The organism is Poriferisphaera sp. WC338 (assembly GCF_050931845.1).
Taxonomy (GTDB): domain Bacteria; phylum Planctomycetota; class Phycisphaerae; order Phycisphaerales; family Phycisphaeraceae; genus Poriferisphaera.
In genome coordinates this window covers 3,215,803-3,230,579 of the sequence record NZ_CP194516.1, presented here as the reverse complement: position 1 = coordinate 3,230,579, position 14,777 = coordinate 3,215,803, and the positions used below count along the sequence as shown (strand labels likewise).

At 51.3% G+C, this 14,777-nt stretch carries 17 protein-coding genes; 6 read left to right on the top strand and 11 right to left on the bottom strand.

Annotated elements, in window-relative coordinates; translation table 11 throughout:
- Positions 1 to 294: 294 nt before the first annotated feature.
- Entirely contained in the window at positions 295 to 822 is a 528-nt protein-coding gene (locus tag ACQ6WK_RS13350) for a peroxiredoxin (RefSeq protein WP_432800406.1), read from the top strand.
- A gap of 113 nt (positions 823 to 935) precedes the next feature.
- Positions 936 to 1,478, top strand: a complete 543-nt coding sequence (locus ACQ6WK_RS13345) for a carboxymuconolactone decarboxylase family protein (RefSeq protein WP_432797875.1) — start codon at positions 936 to 938, stop codon at positions 1,476 to 1,478.
- Between the two features lie 112 nt (positions 1,479 to 1,590).
- Here ACQ6WK_RS13345 and ACQ6WK_RS13340 read toward each other — a convergent pair whose 3' ends face one another.
- Positions 1,591 to 2,064 (bottom strand): hypothetical protein, encoded by a 474-nt coding sequence (locus ACQ6WK_RS13340; protein ID WP_432797874.1) that lies wholly within the window; start codon positions 2,062 to 2,064, stop codon positions 1,591 to 1,593.
- A gap of 206 nt (positions 2,065 to 2,270) precedes the next feature.
- On the opposite strand from ACQ6WK_RS13340, the gene ACQ6WK_RS13335 reads away from it, so the two are divergent.
- Positions 2,271 to 2,396 carry a hypothetical protein gene (locus ACQ6WK_RS13335; RefSeq protein ID WP_432797873.1) on the top strand — a complete coding sequence of 42 codons (126 nt, stop codon included), beginning with the start codon at positions 2,271 to 2,273 and terminating at the stop codon, positions 2,394 to 2,396.
- An 85-nt stretch (positions 2,397 to 2,481) separates the two neighbouring features.
- Here the strand turns inward: ACQ6WK_RS13335 and ACQ6WK_RS13330 are convergent, their stop codons facing one another.
- Positions 2,482 to 2,718, bottom strand: coding sequence for a hypothetical protein (locus ACQ6WK_RS13330; protein WP_432797872.1), 237 nt, complete (start codon positions 2,716 to 2,718; stop codon positions 2,482 to 2,484).
- 240 nt (positions 2,719 to 2,958) lie between these two features.
- Positions 2,959 to 3,828: a YdjY domain-containing protein gene (locus tag ACQ6WK_RS13325; RefSeq protein ID WP_432797871.1), complete on the bottom strand. Its 870-nt coding sequence runs from the start codon at positions 3,826 to 3,828 to the stop codon at positions 2,959 to 2,961.
- 15 nt (positions 3,829 to 3,843) lie between these two features.
- Between ACQ6WK_RS13325 and ACQ6WK_RS13320 the strand changes: the two genes are divergently transcribed.
- The 3 genes from ACQ6WK_RS13320 (at position 3,844) to ACQ6WK_RS13310 (ending at position 5,798) form a co-directional block, all read left to right on the top strand.
- On the top strand, positions 3,844 to 4,038 hold the full coding sequence (locus ACQ6WK_RS13320; protein WP_432797870.1) for a hypothetical protein: 195 nt from the start codon (positions 3,844 to 3,846) through the stop codon (positions 4,036 to 4,038).
- A 259-nt stretch (positions 4,039 to 4,297) separates the two neighbouring features.
- Positions 4,298 to 5,353 (top strand): Gfo/Idh/MocA family protein, encoded by a 1,056-nt coding sequence (locus tag ACQ6WK_RS13315; RefSeq protein ID WP_432797869.1) that lies wholly within the window; start codon positions 4,298 to 4,300, stop codon positions 5,351 to 5,353.
- Between the two features lie 52 nt (positions 5,354 to 5,405).
- On the top strand, positions 5,406 to 5,798 hold the full coding sequence (locus ACQ6WK_RS13310; RefSeq protein ID WP_432797868.1) for a hypothetical protein: 393 nt from the start codon (positions 5,406 to 5,408) through the stop codon (positions 5,796 to 5,798).
- A gap of 683 nt (positions 5,799 to 6,481) precedes the next feature.
- Here ACQ6WK_RS13310 and ACQ6WK_RS13305 read toward each other — a convergent pair.
- The 8 genes from ACQ6WK_RS13305 to fusA all read right to left on the bottom strand — a co-directional run bounded on the left by ACQ6WK_RS13305 (position 6,482) and on the right by fusA (position 14,732).
- The gene (locus ACQ6WK_RS13305; protein WP_432797867.1) at positions 6,482 to 7,888 is read right to left on the bottom strand and encodes a PhoPQ-activated pathogenicity-related family protein; all 1,407 of its coding nucleotides are present in this window, start codon (positions 7,886 to 7,888) and stop codon (positions 6,482 to 6,484) included.
- Positions 7,889 to 8,078: 190 nt separating this feature from the next.
- Positions 8,079 to 8,822 carry a pyridoxine 5'-phosphate synthase gene (locus ACQ6WK_RS13300; protein ID WP_432797866.1) on the bottom strand — a complete coding sequence of 248 codons (744 nt, stop codon included), beginning with the start codon at positions 8,820 to 8,822 and terminating at the stop codon, positions 8,079 to 8,081.
- Positions 8,823 to 8,920: 98 nt separating this feature from the next.
- Complete coding sequence (locus ACQ6WK_RS13295) at positions 8,921 to 9,616, bottom strand: MotA/TolQ/ExbB proton channel family protein (RefSeq protein WP_432797865.1); 696 nt, start codon at positions 9,614 to 9,616, stop codon at positions 8,921 to 8,923.
- Between the two features lie 90 nt (positions 9,617 to 9,706).
- The gene (locus ACQ6WK_RS13290) at positions 9,707 to 10,195 is read right to left on the bottom strand and encodes a hypothetical protein (RefSeq protein ID WP_432797864.1); all 489 of its coding nucleotides are present in this window, start codon (positions 10,193 to 10,195) and stop codon (positions 9,707 to 9,709) included.
- A gap of 67 nt (positions 10,196 to 10,262) precedes the next feature.
- Positions 10,263 to 10,889 (bottom strand): LysE family translocator, encoded by a 627-nt coding sequence (locus ACQ6WK_RS13285; RefSeq protein WP_432797863.1) that lies wholly within the window; start codon positions 10,887 to 10,889, stop codon positions 10,263 to 10,265.
- A gap of 43 nt (positions 10,890 to 10,932) precedes the next feature.
- A complete protein-coding gene (locus ACQ6WK_RS13280) occupies positions 10,933 to 11,703 on the bottom strand; it encodes an SDR family NAD(P)-dependent oxidoreductase (protein WP_432797862.1) in 771 nt (256 codons plus the stop codon).
- Between the two features lie 137 nt (positions 11,704 to 11,840).
- Positions 11,841 to 12,398, bottom strand: coding sequence for a hypothetical protein (locus ACQ6WK_RS13275; protein ID WP_432797861.1), 558 nt, complete (start codon positions 12,396 to 12,398; stop codon positions 11,841 to 11,843).
- 186 nt (positions 12,399 to 12,584) lie between these two features.
- Positions 12,585 to 14,732 carry an elongation factor G gene (gene fusA, locus ACQ6WK_RS13270; RefSeq protein WP_432797860.1) on the bottom strand — a complete coding sequence of 716 codons (2,148 nt, stop codon included), beginning with the start codon at positions 14,730 to 14,732 and terminating at the stop codon, positions 12,585 to 12,587.
- Positions 14,733 to 14,777: the final 45 nt, after the last annotated feature.

The following is a 14,777-nucleotide window of genomic DNA, read 5'->3' as shown; positions in this document are numbered from 1 at the left end:
AAGATTATTTTTTAGATTCATTCTAAAATAGGGTTGACGATCACTGAAAAACTGCCTAATCTTTCCGAGGTGAGGGGGGAATGCCATAAATGGGGGATTTTGAGGGCATGATGAAGGGTGGAAGATCGCGGGGTGCGTTGTGGCGAATGAGTCACGATGGTTAGCAGGGCAGCCTGTACTGCTGGCGGAGAAAAGTGAACAACATTGAACAAAGGAACCGGGGCTGCTGGAAGTGCCAGCGGCACCCCTGTGATAGATACTCACCGAGATGGTGTTGAAGAAAGCGAGTTGATTATGTTAACAGTAGGGCAAGCATTTCCGGAGTTTTCAGCCAAGGCATGCGTCGGTAATACGCAGAACGATTTGATCACGGTTGACAATACAACCGACGGTGACAAGTGGAAGGTGTTCTTCTTTTATCCGAAGGACTTTACGTTTGTGTGTCCGACGGAGATTGCGGAGTTTGGTCGCCGATACCAAGAGTTTCTGGATCGTGATTGTGTGGTGTTTGGTGGCAGTACAGATAATGAATTTTCGCACCTTGCGTGGCGAAACAGTCATGAAGATCTGAATGCTTTGCCGTATCCACTGATTGCCGCGCAGAAGTTGTCACAAGAGCTTGGGATTCTTGAGCCATCGGAAGGTGTATGTTTGCGTGCGACGTTTATCGTAGACCCACACGGTGTGATCCAGTGGGCAGAAGCGAACGCATTGTCGGTTGGCCGTAATGTGAACGAGGTATTGCGAGTGTTGGATGCGATCCAGTCAGATGAGCTTTGCCCATGCAACTGGAATAAGGGTGAAGAATTTATTCATGTTTAATGGATGAAACGCGAGGCGTGCAGTATTGCACGTGATGAATATAGAGGCTGGTCGGTTAACAGCGGTCAGCCTCATTTTTAAGATTGTATATCAGTTTTAAAAAGGATGAAACAATGCCAACTATTATGACAGGCCGATTGGATGCACTGAAGGATCGTTTGCCAGAAGAAGCGAAGGATTTGAAGCTGAATCTGGGTGGCATCTTTAATAGCGAGGTGCTTTCGCCGGAGCAGGTGTGGGGTGTGGTGCTGACCAGTGCGTTGTTCCTGAAAGATAAAGAGTTGGCTGAGGCTGCTTCGGTAGATGCAGAAGCGAGCGAAGTAAGTGTGGGGATGATTAGTGATGCGAAAGCCGCAGCCAGTTTGATGGGGATGAACACAATTTACTATCGTTTTCGTCACTTGATTGAGAAGCCAAGTTATGGCCAGAAGCCGGCACGATTGCGGATGCAGCGGATGATGAGGCCGGCGACGAGCAAGGTTGATTTTGAATTGCTGTCGACAGCAGCAGCGGTATTGTCCGGTTGCCAAATGTGCATTCAATCACACGAAGCAAGTGTGTTGAAAGAAGGCTTAACCGAAGAACATGTGCATGAAGTGGCGCGGATTGCGGCGGTGATACATGGTGTTTCAATTGCGCTGCAGATAGATATATGATTGGTTGACGATTTGCTCAGCATGAGGAGATCATGGTGTGCGGCATGTATTTCAATTAGAAAAACGCTGTGAATTCACAGCGTTTTTCTAATTTATCGTTGTGTCAGTTAGATTAGGCAACATCAGCTGGAGGGAGAAAGTTGGCATTAGGTAAGTCTTCGGTGATGTCATTTTCGGTTTGTGTGATTTTGATCGGATCAATGCCGAGAAGCGTCATGAGGCCGGTTTCAATGACGAATTGTGAGCCAATGAGGTAAAGGTCGTTATCGACTCGGTGAGAGTGCCTTGCGATGATGGGTTGTGATCCGATGACATAGCCGTGCTGAAGGAAGCACATACGCCATGAAGAGCCGAGTGAGATGGGTTGTTGGCTGATGAAGCCGGCACCACCCCGACCTAGGTCTCGAAGTTGAACGGTAATAGGCGTCGCTTCGAGGTGGGTTCGGTTCATGGGATGCAGTTCAGCTTCACCGCGAACAACATAACGTTCAAACTGTCGTTGGCATGCATCGATAGACGGTTGCCTACGGACACGTTCAAGTTTGTTCAATTCATCAAGGATGACTTCTCTAGATTTTTCTGACATGCTCGGTTACTCCGAAAGTGCGCCACGCGGGATAAAACGTTACGGGGTTTTGAACCTGTGTGAAACGCAATGGTCAATGGCCCGGTTGTATCCGCCCCCTTGATATGTGGAGTCACGTCATTGTTATTCACAATATCGGAGTGTACCGAACTCAGCTTGAGGGGTTTTCGTGCTAAGTATGGGTTGAGTACGTACATACGATTGCGATGTCTGATAATCGCGGGCAGGGTGAAGAGAAGGGCAGCATTGGATATGGTGGGACGTCCGCAAGTTATTATGAAGAGCGCGGCGATTTTGCGCGGCAGGAGATTCTTTGTATCGGAAAAAGATGAGTTGTAATCAGGGATGGCGCAAAAAAACAGCCCTCAATCATAAGGGCTGCTCATGAAGTTTTAGATGTTGTATTAGCAGGCCGGTTTACGGCATGGGGTATGGCGTGCCAGCCATGTTGTGATCAAGGAAGAAGATGCGTGCGGCATCATCCCACGCGGTACGCGTGTTGTTATCCATGATGCGTGAATTCTTGTAATGCTCTTGAGAAGGAGTACGTCCCGTGGTGAGGAGCTCGGGGGTCATCGTACCGCAGCCGGTCATGCCGATGCTTGCGATGCTCAGAGCGGAAACAGCCAGAACCGTTTTCAGGGTCTTGTTCATATGCAAACCTCTTGGTTAATGAAGTGGCTCAATTGTCGTCTGTCGCTGGGGTTGTGTCAAATGAATTTCGAGACAACTGGCGATCGAAATTGGGAATCGTGTGATATGGGATCGTGTGGGGCGTTGGGGATTACATCCGTAGGGATGATTGACTGATTTGGCGAGGAGTGATGTCAAGAAAACCGGGAAATTAGCCAAATATTGCGGTTTTGAGTTGGTGAGAGAGATGCGCATGAGGAGCTACTGAGCCGATTGACTTTGGTCAGTCGGCAGAGAAATGATGATGGTTGCAGGGGTGCCAAGTGGGGGGAGTGCATCACTGGGGATCCACTGTTGGTGGTCCTCGTTACTGGAGGCTGCGTTTGGTGCGGAGAGGAGGTCATCGCCGAAATTGACCAGTGAGATGACGTTGCCGGATTGGTCTGCCATGTATTGTTCTTGGCCGTGGAGGTTTTGGGCAAAGGCGCTGCCAGTAAAGAGAAAAGTGTCGGTGTGGAAGGGTTTGTTTGTGTGCCGAGATTTGGCAAAGGCGCTGGGTGAGAGGGTGACAGTTTGCGCGGAGTCGGGGTCGGTGAATTGGATTTGGATTCGGAGGATTGGCCCAGTGGGGGGGATGGTTTGCCACTTCTTGGTTTGGGGGTCTTGGACGATGGTTTGTGGAGAGCCAGGCGTGAGTCCGAGAGATAGAAGAGCAAGGTGGACGTGAGAGGGCAGAGCTTCGGTCGTAAAGAGCGATTCATAGTCTCGCGTGCCGGGATTGCAGGCGAGTAGTTCGAGCCAATCGCAGACATCAGATTCTTTCCAGCAGACTTCAGCTTCGATCAATATACGCTTGTTTTGTAGGTCGAAAGTGATGCCGGGGAGTTGAGGTGTTGTAGAGGCTGTGGTTTGAGATGTAGGGGGAGATGTATTCTGTGCTGTGGAGTTTGGCGTTGCGGGTTCGGTGTTAGGTGCGGCTACTGTGGTTTGTTGAGATGTTGATGTTGCAGCGTCATTTGATGATTGTTGTGCAGCGCAGCCAGCGAATAAGCAGAGGAGCAAGGCGAGGACGAAGGGTGATAGTATGAATTTGGGAGTGGGATTTGTGGAGGATGTCTGTTGGGTTGGCATGCGATGAGTTTAATCATGGCGAGCGGGGATGAGAAATGGAAAATAAAAGGCCCGATCAGGAGAACCCTAATCGAGCCTTTCCGGGGGCAAAATCGTGTCTTCGAAAACACGAAGAATTTCAATGCCTTATGGATGCATGATAGTGGTGGGATGGATGAATTCAAGCAGGAGATAGGGTTTTTACTTAAAAAAGCATCGAATGACGTCTAAGGAGGTTTAAACCGCTATAAGTCTGTCGTAAACGGAGGCTTATAGTCTTAAAGAGTTTAAGGATAACCTTAATTCTTCACTGCATGTGGATAATTTTCGAGTCAATCTAGTGTGGTATTTAGGACATGGTTTAGGCAAATGAGCCAAGTGTATGAGCAGGAGATAATATATGGGCGGGAAGGTCAGGTTGTGATCCAAGTAGGTTGGTGGAGATTGGGATAGCAGATCACGGGATAAACAAAAGAAAGCGAGCAAGCTGATGGGCAAAGGCGAAGCGAAGGTTCGGATTGGTTTCATTGGTGCAGGGGCGATTTGTGAGCAGCGGCATTTGCCGGGGCTGGCGTCGATTGATTCAGCAGAGGTGGTGGCAGTCTGTAACCGAAGCGAAGCGAGTGGAAATAAGATCGCGGAGAGGTGGGGGATTGGAGATGTGATGACGGATTGGCGGGGGTTGGTGGTGAGAGATGATATTGATGCGGTGTTCATTGGAACGTGGCCTTACATGCATGCGGAGATGGCTGCGGCGGTGTTGGATGCAGGAAAGCATGTGTTTTGTCAGGCACGGATGGCGTGTAACGTTGAAGAAGCACGGAAGATGCTTGAGGCGGCAGATGAGCATTCGGAATTAGTCAATATGATTTGCCCGCCGCCACATCGCATGCCTTATGAGGCATATGTGCAGAAGGTACTGAAAGAAGAGGAGTTGGGCACATTGCGTGAGGTGCGTGTGGTGTGTCGGAATGCTAGTGATGTTGGCCCTCTGAATTGGCGGCAGCGGATCGAATATTCAGGGCAACAGATCATGCAGGTGGGGATTTGGGCTGAGGTGCTTCATGCATGGGTGGGCGAGTACCGTGAGCTTGAAGCGATGTTTGAAGTGCCGCTTGCGGAGAAGGATGATCCGGAAACGGAGAAGCCGTATCGGATTGAGATTCCACAAGTGGTGAAGGTGTCGGGGCGGCTTGGTTGTGGTGTGATGGTGAGTGAGGATCATTCAGCGGTTGCGATTGGTGAAGATGAAAACCACGTGACGTTCATCGGGAGTGAAGGTGCGATGCGCGTACATGTTGGTGGACCGGTGGAGCGAGCCACCAGTGAGGAAGCAGAGTATGAGAAGGTCGATGTGCCGGCAGAATATGTACGTGATTGGGAGGTTGAAAGCGACTTTATTGAAGCGATTCATATGGCTCGTGAAGGTGTAGATACTGTGAATCGGCGTGTGAGTCCGGATTTTGCAGAAGGGCTTAAGTACATGAAGAAAATGGATGCGGTGCACCGTGCGGCTCGTCAGGGAAAAGTTGTTGTTTTGCAGTAGAACAAATATCGTCTAATCATTGATTAGATTGAACGTGAAAGAGGCTGAGCTTTTGAATAATGCGAATGAAGTGATTGAGGGCGGTAGCTATGAAAAACTGCCAGTAGAGGCGCTGACGTGGACGGCGATGCTTGGTCATTGGGTGGAATTTGCGCGAAGTGCTGTTGGGCTGCCAGCAAGCGATGCGGGGCAACGGATGCGCGCATCTGTGGGGGATGTGATCATGTTGCAGGCGGTTTGGTATGCAGTGCAGAAGCTTGACGTGTTGGCTGAAGATGAGCGAGCAATTGGGCTGGATCGGGCAGGGGTGTTGATTGAGAAGCATGCTGGGGCTATTGAAAAGCGGTGGCACGGCGGGGATTTGCCGGAGGGTTTGACCTCGTTGATTGTAGATGCAAAGGCAGTGTTAGTGGCGGCCCGCGAAGCTAGCCGGCAGCAGGGGTAATTCCGATAAAAAAACCTTTGAATCGTGGGGGGTTGTTGTTATATTGAACCGATCATATCACCCAGCCACCACGTTTCGTGGCCATGTTGGTGGATTTTAAAATGCTTCTATAGCATGACATGAACTGGATTGTTTTTTGTGTGTTTTTTTATTTCTCATGTATAAACGTTACGCCTTGATGATGGTTATGTGATTGGTTTCTGCCTGTGTTGTCACAGGAAGTTTTTTCATTGGGCTTTATCTATCAAATATTGAAATTATTACGAACACACACGGGGACCCGCGCGGGTCTACTTTGCATGGCAGTGGAGAGAGTGCAGGGGGAAGCACAGGCGATAAGTCTAACTGGTAGATAGACGAGCCGTGGGTGAGGTTTTGGGAAGGGCCTCGAGGAGGGGCTTGGGGGAAGGGAAATGGGCGGGGCATTTTGGAATGGGGTGGGTGCCGTGAGGAGATTGTTTCCGGGGGGTATGGGGGGAGAGGCAGCATCGCTAGCGAGAGCTGGTGGTGTTGGAAGGGAAGAGGTGTGTGTATCTTGATGAGGATGCACACAGGAGGCGCGGAGACGGACCTCGCGGGCTAAGGAGAACATCGGTAGGGAGGAAACACCCCACGCTTTGCGAGGGGTGTTTTTTGTTGCATAAACAAGATGGTGGTGCAGGCGGAAATTTAGAGGATGGATGTTATTGCTGGAGAACGGGTTGGCTTGGTTGATGAATGTTGGGAGAGATCGTGTGGTCGGGGTTGACGGCAAATGGGAAAGTATTTGGCGTAACGAAGATCTGTGTGCTCAATTGGATGGGCTGGGTGTTTGATGAATTGAACTGAGCTTGAGCGTAGACGGCACGGTACCCTGTAGTAGGCGTGGCAAGGTCAATCTCGCAGCCGGTGGCGCTGATGCTTTGTAATGCGGTAGGTTTCCATTTGGCTTGGCGGAAGTCGCGAGATTCGGATTCGGCTGTCCAGAGCATGACATTTAGGGGTTTGATGTCCCAGGTAAGGGTGAGTTGATTTTCATTAGCAACATCCCATTCAAAACGTGGGAGGGGGAGTTCCGCCATGACGCTGTGGACAAAGCCAACAAGTGTAGGGATGGGGGACATGTTCAAACGGTGTCCAGCATTGGGGACGATGTGGAGGAATTTAGGACTTAGCATGTGTGGGAAGTAGAGGCTGGAAGCATCAACAGTCCAGTAGGGGTCGCTTGCTCCAAGGACGATCATCTTGGGCATATCCAAGAGATTACGGTAGGAGAAAGGATCGATGGTTTGCCAGAGTTTTTGACCGACGGGGTCATTGAAGGAAGTAAGGATACCGCGTTCACGATAGTCGTCGATCATGTCCGAATATCGGCCATAGGATTGAAGCTGTTGCTTCATTTGTGGCATCATATTGAGTACGTCAATGACGAGGGGGGCGATACCAATGACGCGGCTATCAACGGCACCGGTGAGCCAAGTGGTCCAGCCACGTTTGGACGCGCCGGTTACAACAAATTTGTTTTTAGGTTGATTGAATTTCTGATGACAAATTTCCGAGACAGCGTCCATGGCACGTACAGCAGATTTAGTCATGGGTAGGAGTAAGGGGAGGGTGGGATCTTGTCCGCCACCGTCCACATAGGCTTTAAAAGTTTCAGAGATAAGGGCATCTTCCTTGAGCCCGTCCATGAGGGGCTGGTTGGGGACTTGTTTGAGGATGGCGACGGTAGTGCCGATGGATTTGATGAGTTTGGCGATGTGACCTTCGGGGCGGATTTTACGGGGGGTGGTCATGTCTCGAGAGTTAGATCCGCCAGCGATAGCAAGGACCGCCTTGTCAGGGTGGGATGCGTTTTTAGGATTGATGATGTAGAGCCAGTGCTGCCAAGGTTTGTCTTGCCAAGTTTGCGAGGTGAGTCGGACGATGAGGATGTCAGCATTATCGTGGTGCTCTTCACTAACGATCTTATAGCTGAAGGAGTCATCTTCAGCTGCGACATAGCGATGCAGATCTGAGTCCGCGTTGTTGATGGAAGAAGCAAAGGGAGATTTTGCCATGAGGTCGAGCTGTTTGTCAGCAGCTTGGATGGTGGTGATGCTACAAATCATCAGGGACCATAGGCATATGCAGAACAGACGGCTACTCATTTCAACACTCCGATGTAGATTTTGTGTGGATGGTCAGGGTGCGAGATCGCATTCAGGGATGTATTCGACATCACGAGCGTATGTTCCCCTAGGAAATTACGATTGTAAGTGAGAATTATCAAAAATGATATGAAAGTCAGACTAGCTGGGGTTATGTTGCGTTTGTGATGGAGAGGTAGGCCTTGACGGTTTCGGTCATGCCGAGGGAGAGGGCGTCGGCGATGAGTGCATGGCCGATGGAGACTTCAAGGACACCGGGGACGTGAGTAAGGAAGTGGCCGAGGTTGTGGAGATTCAGATCATGTCCGGCATTGATATCGAGGCCAACAGCACTGGCGGCTTGTGCGGCAGCGGTGAATTGAGTTGTAACGGCGCCTTGGTTGGATGAGCCGAAGGCGTCGGCATAAGGCTCAGTGTAAAGTTCGATGCGGTCGGCGCCAGTTTGGGCGGCGAGTGCGATCTCGTCGGGGTCTGCATCCATAAACAGGCTTACACGAGAGCTATATTTTTTGAGTTCGGCAACGATCTCTTTGAGGCGATCAAGGTTTTGGGAAACTTTCCAGCCAGCGTTGGAGGTGAAAGCGTTAGGGTCGTCGGGGACTAGGGTGCATTGGTCAGGCTTGCTTGCCTTGATGTGTTGGAGATATCTGCCTTCAAAGGGGTTGCCTTCAATATTAAATTCACAGTCGGCGTATTGTGATTCGTTCAATAATGCGCAAAGAGGAGGGATGTCTGTGGCGCGGATGTGACGTTCGTCCGGGCGGGGGTGAATGGTGATGCCAGCTGCGCCGGCTTCGAGGCAGGTGCGGGCAAGGCCGACGACACTTGGGATTTCAAGGTGTCGGGTGTTGCGGAGGTGGGCGACTTTGTTGATATTGACGCTGAGCTTGGTCATCAAAAAAATTCCAGTGAGATTACATGCCACAGGCGATTTGTGAGAGATTACTTTATCCGGAAGGTGCGGGGGAGGCGAGTTGATGGATAGGTTTGAGTTTATGGAAAGACCATCATGAGCACGCTGAAGTCCGCGACGGCGAGCAGGATGAAAAGGATGCTAAACATGATGGGAGCGCGGCTTTCCTTGGTGACCTTAGGCATAGACGCGAGCGGGAGGTTGGCTCGGGCGATAAGAAATTTACTGCATTGGGCAAAGAAGAATTCGCCGAGAATGGCGCCGTAGAGCTGGCAGATCAGGGCTACGGCCATGCCTGCGCCTATGGATGATGGATCGGGTAGATCGGAGAGCATACTGATGAGCCCGACGATGGCACCGATGGTGCTGGTGGTCCATGCGAGGATGCGGCCACGTTCGAGGATGAGGACGTAAGTGGCAAGCATGTTTGGGGCGTCGATACGCTTGCCTAAGAAAACAGAGGTGATGGCTTTGAGTGTGCGGGGGATGCCGAAAGACATCCAAAGGCCGGAGAAAGTTAGGCCTAGCACGAGGACGAGGCTTGGGGTGTCGATGAAAATCCCAATGCGGCCGCCCATGATCAAGGGCCAGAAAAGGAAGAGTAGCACGAACGCGCCGCCAAAGAGAAAATGCAATGGTCGTTTGGGGTGATGATTGTTGATGTAGAAAGTGGTGGCATCGTCTGGGGCAAAGGTGCGGCCGCATTCCGGACAAGCGTTGTCTTTGAGATGGCGGAGATCGTACAGGCAGCTTTTACAGTACATGTTTTCAGGCATGGTTGGACCCCGTTGTTGACGGTGTGTTTGGACGTCTAATTGTTGAAATGAATATCGGATTGATGATTGGCCTAGATGCAAAAGGGATGGCTAGTATGTTGCTGTTTGCGTCGAGGTAGAGATACGGTGACGTTTGAGTGTAGTGTGCCAAATATATAGGCCAAATGAAATGGAGGTGATGCCGAAGAGGATCAATATCCAGAGTGGTGAGCTATGTCGAAGTAGATCACCGGCGTCACCGATTTGATCGATTCCACCCAACCCGATGTAAGCACCGTTTGCGAGCAAGCAAAAACCTGTGAATGTTGCGGCGAAGTTTTGAAACCGTTTGGCTCTGATTGATAGAAGTAAGAGGCCAAGTGGCATGAGGTTGCCTAGTGTAGGGCCGGCCCAAATTTCGAGGAGTGGATGTGGGTTATGTTGGACGATTGTTTGGGGAAAGCCGAGCAGGGGAAAATGGAGATTGATGCCTGTTGCATCGGTGAGCAGTGCTGCAGCGATGTGTCCGAGTTTATGAGTGAACAGCATACCGTACCAGCAGATGATGGGCGTGAGTATGAGTTTAATCAGTGAACACATCACTATCTCCTTGTCTACTAAGTAAGACGGAGATGATGCTGTATCGTTTCAGAGTGATTGGGTGGTTTTATGAATCGTGGATAGCGACGCCGATGCCGAGGGTACAGAGGGTTGCACCGCTGATATAGCGGAGGGTGTGAGTGGCTTTGGGCTTTTGTTTGAGGAAGGAGCCGATCTTCGCGGCGCAGAGGCCGAGGGAAATAAAGATAATCATGGTGATGAACATGAAGAAGACGCCGAGTTCCAGGAGTTGGGTCCAGATGGGACCGGCAGATTGGTCAACGAACTGCGGAAGAAAGGCGAGAAAGAAGATAGTGAGTTTGGGATTGAGTGTACCGGCGATGAGTGATTGGAGGTAGATGGTTTTGAGTTGTTTGGGCTTGAGGTTGCCGGACATGTCAAAGTGTGATTTGTCGAACAGTGCGCGGAGGCCGAGGTAGATAAGGTAGCCGGCTCCGAGGAGTTTGACGATAGTGAATGCGGTTGCGCTAGCTTGCAGGAGTGCTGATAGCCCGATGACGGCGAAGGTGGTGTGGATGAGAATACAGGAAGCAAACCCGATGGCCGCAGCGATGGCGGCGTTGGTGCCTTGGGCCATACCGCGTGTGAGGACGTAGAGAATGTCCGGGCCGGGGGTAACGGTGAGTAATGCAGCAGCGACAAGGAAGATTAATAAACTTTCTAGACTGACCATCCTTTTACACCTTCATCCTTTGGTTCTTGATATGAACATCATATCAGTTGGACGAAGGAGAATCATTTGCTTGGTGTTGTTTGTGATTGAATTTTGGATGTAACCAGAGCCATTGAGGGATGAGGCGGATGAGCAGAGCGAAAAGTTTCCAGCGGCGGGTGACGATGGCAGAGAATTTTTTGCGCTGGATAGCACGGTAAATCTGGTTGCATGTTTTATCGACAGGCTGAACCCAGAAAGTGTGCTTATTGTCTTCGATCATCGGTGTGTCGATGAAGCCGGGCATAACCGCAGTCACGTGGATGTTGTGGTTTTGTTGATGCATGTCTTGCTGGACACCTTCGAGGTAGATGCGTTCGAAACCTTTGGTGGCAGAGTAGACGGCAGAGGGTCCCATGCCGCGGAGGCCGGCGATGGAGGAGAGGCCGACGATATGGCCGTGGTTTTGCTTTATGAAGTAGGTGAGTGCGGTGTCAGCGACGGCGGTGAAGCCGGTGACGTTAACGTCAATCATCTGCTTGCTTTCTTTCCAGTCGGCGGTGACGTCGGCTTTGCCAACGCCCGAGGAAATGATGACTAGGTCGAGTCCGCCAAGTTGATTGATGAGGTCATCTAATGCATGGATAGACGCTTCAGTATTGGTGAGATCCATATGTTGAACAATGGCGGTGTTGTTAAGGGATTCGTGGTTGAGTTTATCGAGGAGTTCAGTGCGACGGGCAGTAATACCAAGGGTATAGCCTTGCCGGTGAAGTTTGATAGCCATTCCTTTGCCGATACCACTGGAAGCGCCGATGACGATTGCTTTTTTCATGGAAAGCCTTTGAAACAAAGTATGTGGGTGGGGACGTGCAACACCAACATCATCATGATACAGCGAGACACATCCCATGTCCGATGGTCGCGGGTTTGGTGAGACGAAGTGATTTTATATGTGCAAAAGGCGTGGGATTATTGTTTTTTGGCGGCGGCGATTTGTTCTTCGGTGAGAGGTTGCTTCTTAAGCAATGATGCGATCAGTTCGCGTGTTTTGTCAGTGGGATTGTAAGCTTCGATCAACGCGCCGGTGACATCGACGAGTTCGATGTCTCGGCTGTGATAGAAGACTTCGGAAACGAGCGCGTCGACACCTTCGTGTTGGATAATGTTCGGGATTTCAGGAGAGATCTTTTCAACGATATTGTCAACGGGAGCAGTGCCGAATGTTTGCATGCGGAGCTTGTCGATTTTTTGTTTGAGTTTGTTTTGCAGGTCGATGTCGCCATTCTCGATGGCGAGTCGGTTTTGCTCTTGGAGTTCTTTGAACTTGGCGGTTTGTGTTTCCGAGCGAACCCATGCTAAGGCAACGGCACGGGTTTGATAGATGCCGATGCGTGCTCGAGTTTTAGCTGTGCGGTTTTGAAGTGCGGGGGCTCCAGTTTGTGAGGTGGAAACGTAAAGTGTGGAGAGCAGAAGTGTGATGGCAACAATGACCGTAATGATGGTGAAAGAAGATGTGTTTTTAAGCATGACAGATATCCGGATAAGCGTTGAGATGAGACGACAATCAAAACAAATGTATCTGTAGTATATCGATTGAGAAGCTGTTGATGTGCTTGGTTAAGGTATATAAAAAGCCCACGCCGTGGGGATGGCGTGGGCTTGCGGTTGGGGTCTCGCTATAGAAGCGAGAAAGGTGGTTGGCTATTTAATGGATCACTTAGACTCTTCGCCTTCGATGATCTGCTTAGCAATATTATCCGGAACGGGGCGATAGTCAAGTGGCTCCATGGAATATGATGCCCGGCCTTGCGACATACCACGCAACGTGTTCGAGTAACCGAACATTTCCGAAAGCGGTGCTTCGGCGGTGACGATACGGGTATTCCCTCGCTGTTCAGTGTCGGCAATGAGTGCACGGCGGCGGTTGAGGTCACCGGTGACATTACCCAAGAATTCGTCAGGCGTTGTCACAGAAACCTTCATGATCGGCTCAAGCAATACAAGGCCAGCCTTACGGGTTGCTTCCTTGAAACCGATAGAACCAGCCATTTCGAAGGCGAGTTGCGAGGAGTCAACATCGTGGTACTTACCGTCGATGACTTCGACCTTAACGCCGAGCATCGGGTAGCCAGCGAGGACACCGCCGAGTGCGGTCGCACGGGCACCGACGCCGACGGACGGGATGTATTCACGTGGGATGGCACCGCCGGTGATGGAGTCTTGGAAGGCGACGCCGTCCTTGTAAACCAATTCCTGTTCGGCAGCTTCTTCTTCGGTGATGGGTGAGACGATGATGGTTGCATCGCCGAACTGACCACGACCACCGGACTGTTTCTTGTGGATGCCGCGGGATTCGGCGGTACCCTTGATGGTTTCGCGGTAGGCCACGCGTGGCTGGCCGACGTTGACACCGATTTTCATGTCACGTGTGAGCTTAGTGGTGATGATGTCCAGGTGAAGTTCACCCATGCCTGCGATGATGGTCTCGCCGGTTTCTTCGTCGTAGTGGTATTGGAAGGATGGGTCTTCGCGGCGGATGGTGGAGAGTGCGACAGCGAGCTTTTCTTTGTCGCCAGCACTTGCGGGCTCGATGGACATGGAGATCACTGGGTCAGGGAATTCCATGCGGTCAAGGACGATCGGATCATTGGCATCGCAGAGCGTTTCGCCAGTGAAGGACTGCTTAAGTCCGACGACCGCGACGATTTCGCCTGCTTTGGCTTCGTCACGAGCAATACGCTCTTTGGAGTGCATCTCGAAGATGCGGCTGACGATTTCTTTCTTGCCGTTGTTGGAGTTGAGTACGCGGGTGCCTTTTTCCAGCACGCCGGAGTAGACACGGACGTAGGTCAGGTCGCCGTGTGCGTCGTTGACGATCTTGAAGACGAGTGCGGAAAGCGGTGCGTCTTCGCTGTGCGGGCGGGTCATTTTCTTTTCTGCGTCACGGACGTCGGTGCCTTGTGTTTCGGGCACTTCGGTTGGATTTGGCAGGTATTCGATGACGCCGTCGATGAGCTTCTGCACGCCGATGTTCTGGAGGGCTGAACCGCAGAAAACGGGGTGTGCTTTTTGTGCGAGTGTTGCGGCACGGAGTGCGGCCTTGATTTCCTCGACGGAGATTTCTTCTTCCATCAGGAATTTTTCGGTGAGCGTGTCATCAAGCTCAGCTGCAGCTTCGACCATCTTGTGGTGCCACTCTTTGGCTTTTTCTTCGTATTCGGCTGGGATGTCTTTCTCGGTGACGGTGGAACCCATGTCGTCTTTGGAGAAGTAGAATGCTCGCATGGTGAGCAGGTCGATGACGCCTTCAAAGTCGTTGGCAGCACCGATGGGGTACTGCACGGGAACGACGGGAGCACCGAGGCGTTCGATGAGTGTGCCGTAGGAGAACTCGAAGTCAGCACCCATCTTGTCCATCTTATTGATGAAGCAGATACGTGGGACGCCGTAGCGGTCGGCCTGACGCCAAACGGTTTCGGACTGAGCTTCGACGCCTTCCTTGCCGTCAAAGACGACGACTGCGCCGTCGAGGACACGCATAGAGCGTTCGACTTCCATAGTGAAGTCGACGTGGCCTGGGGTGTCGATGAGGTTGAGCGTGTAGTCAATGCCGCCGAAGGTCCAAGGGCAGGTGGTTGCGGCAGACTGGATGGTAATGCCGCGCTGTTGCTCGTCCTCGAGGTGGTCCATGGTGGCGGTGCCTTCGTGGACTTCACCGATCTTGTAGCTCTTGCCGGTGTAGTAGAGGATTCGCTCGGAGACGGTGGTTTTGCCGGCATCGATGTGTGCGCAGATGCCGAAGTTGCGGGTCATGTCCAAGCGACCAAGTTTGCCTTTAGGAGCTTGTGTTGCGGTGCTCATACCGTTACGCCTTCTATATTAAAGTTCTTCCAAAAAGTGTGACGG

Bases quoted from the DNA above. Each gene is read 5' to 3' on its own strand.
- ACQ6WK_RS13350 (WP_432800406.1), top strand. From the start codon at position 295: ATGTTAACAGTAGGGCAAGCATTTCCGGAGTTTTCAGCCAAGGCATGC.
- ACQ6WK_RS13345 (WP_432797875.1), top strand. From the start codon at position 936: ATGCCAACTATTATGACAGGCCGATTGGATGCACTGAAGGATCGTTTG.
- ACQ6WK_RS13340 (WP_432797874.1), bottom strand. From the start codon at position 2,064: ATGTCAGAAAAATCTAGAGAAGTCATCCTTGATGAATTGAACAAACTT.
- ACQ6WK_RS13335 (WP_432797873.1), top strand. From the start codon at position 2,271: ATGTCTGATAATCGCGGGCAGGGTGAAGAGAAGGGCAGCATTGGATAT.
- ACQ6WK_RS13330 (WP_432797872.1), bottom strand. From the start codon at position 2,718: ATGAACAAGACCCTGAAAACGGTTCTGGCTGTTTCCGCTCTGAGCATC.
- ACQ6WK_RS13325 (WP_432797871.1), bottom strand. From the start codon at position 3,828: ATGCCAACCCAACAGACATCCTCCACAAATCCCACTCCCAAATTCATA.
- ACQ6WK_RS13320 (WP_432797870.1), top strand. From the start codon at position 3,844: ATGGCGAGCGGGGATGAGAAATGGAAAATAAAAGGCCCGATCAGGAGA.
- ACQ6WK_RS13315 (WP_432797869.1), top strand. From the start codon at position 4,298: ATGGGCAAAGGCGAAGCGAAGGTTCGGATTGGTTTCATTGGTGCAGGG.
- ACQ6WK_RS13305 (WP_432797867.1), bottom strand. From the start codon at position 7,888: ATGATTTGTAGCATCACCACCATCCAAGCTGCTGACAAACAGCTCGAC.
- ACQ6WK_RS13300 (WP_432797866.1), bottom strand. From the start codon at position 8,822: ATGACCAAGCTCAGCGTCAATATCAACAAAGTCGCCCACCTCCGCAAC.
- ACQ6WK_RS13295 (WP_432797865.1), bottom strand. From the start codon at position 9,616: ATGCCTGAAAACATGTACTGTAAAAGCTGCCTGTACGATCTCCGCCAT.
- ACQ6WK_RS13290 (WP_432797864.1), bottom strand. From the start codon at position 10,195: ATGTGTTCACTGATTAAACTCATACTCACGCCCATCATCTGCTGGTAC.
- ACQ6WK_RS13285 (WP_432797863.1), bottom strand. From the start codon at position 10,889: ATGGTCAGTCTAGAAAGTTTATTAATCTTCCTTGTCGCTGCTGCATTA.
- ACQ6WK_RS13280 (WP_432797862.1), bottom strand. From the start codon at position 11,703: ATGAAAAAAGCAATCGTCATCGGCGCTTCCAGTGGTATCGGCAAAGGA.
- ACQ6WK_RS13275 (WP_432797861.1), bottom strand. From the start codon at position 12,398: ATGCTTAAAAACACATCTTCTTTCACCATCATTACGGTCATTGTTGCC.
- fusA (WP_432797860.1), bottom strand. From the start codon at position 14,732: ATGAGCACCGCAACACAAGCTCCTAAAGGCAAACTTGGTCGCTTGGAC.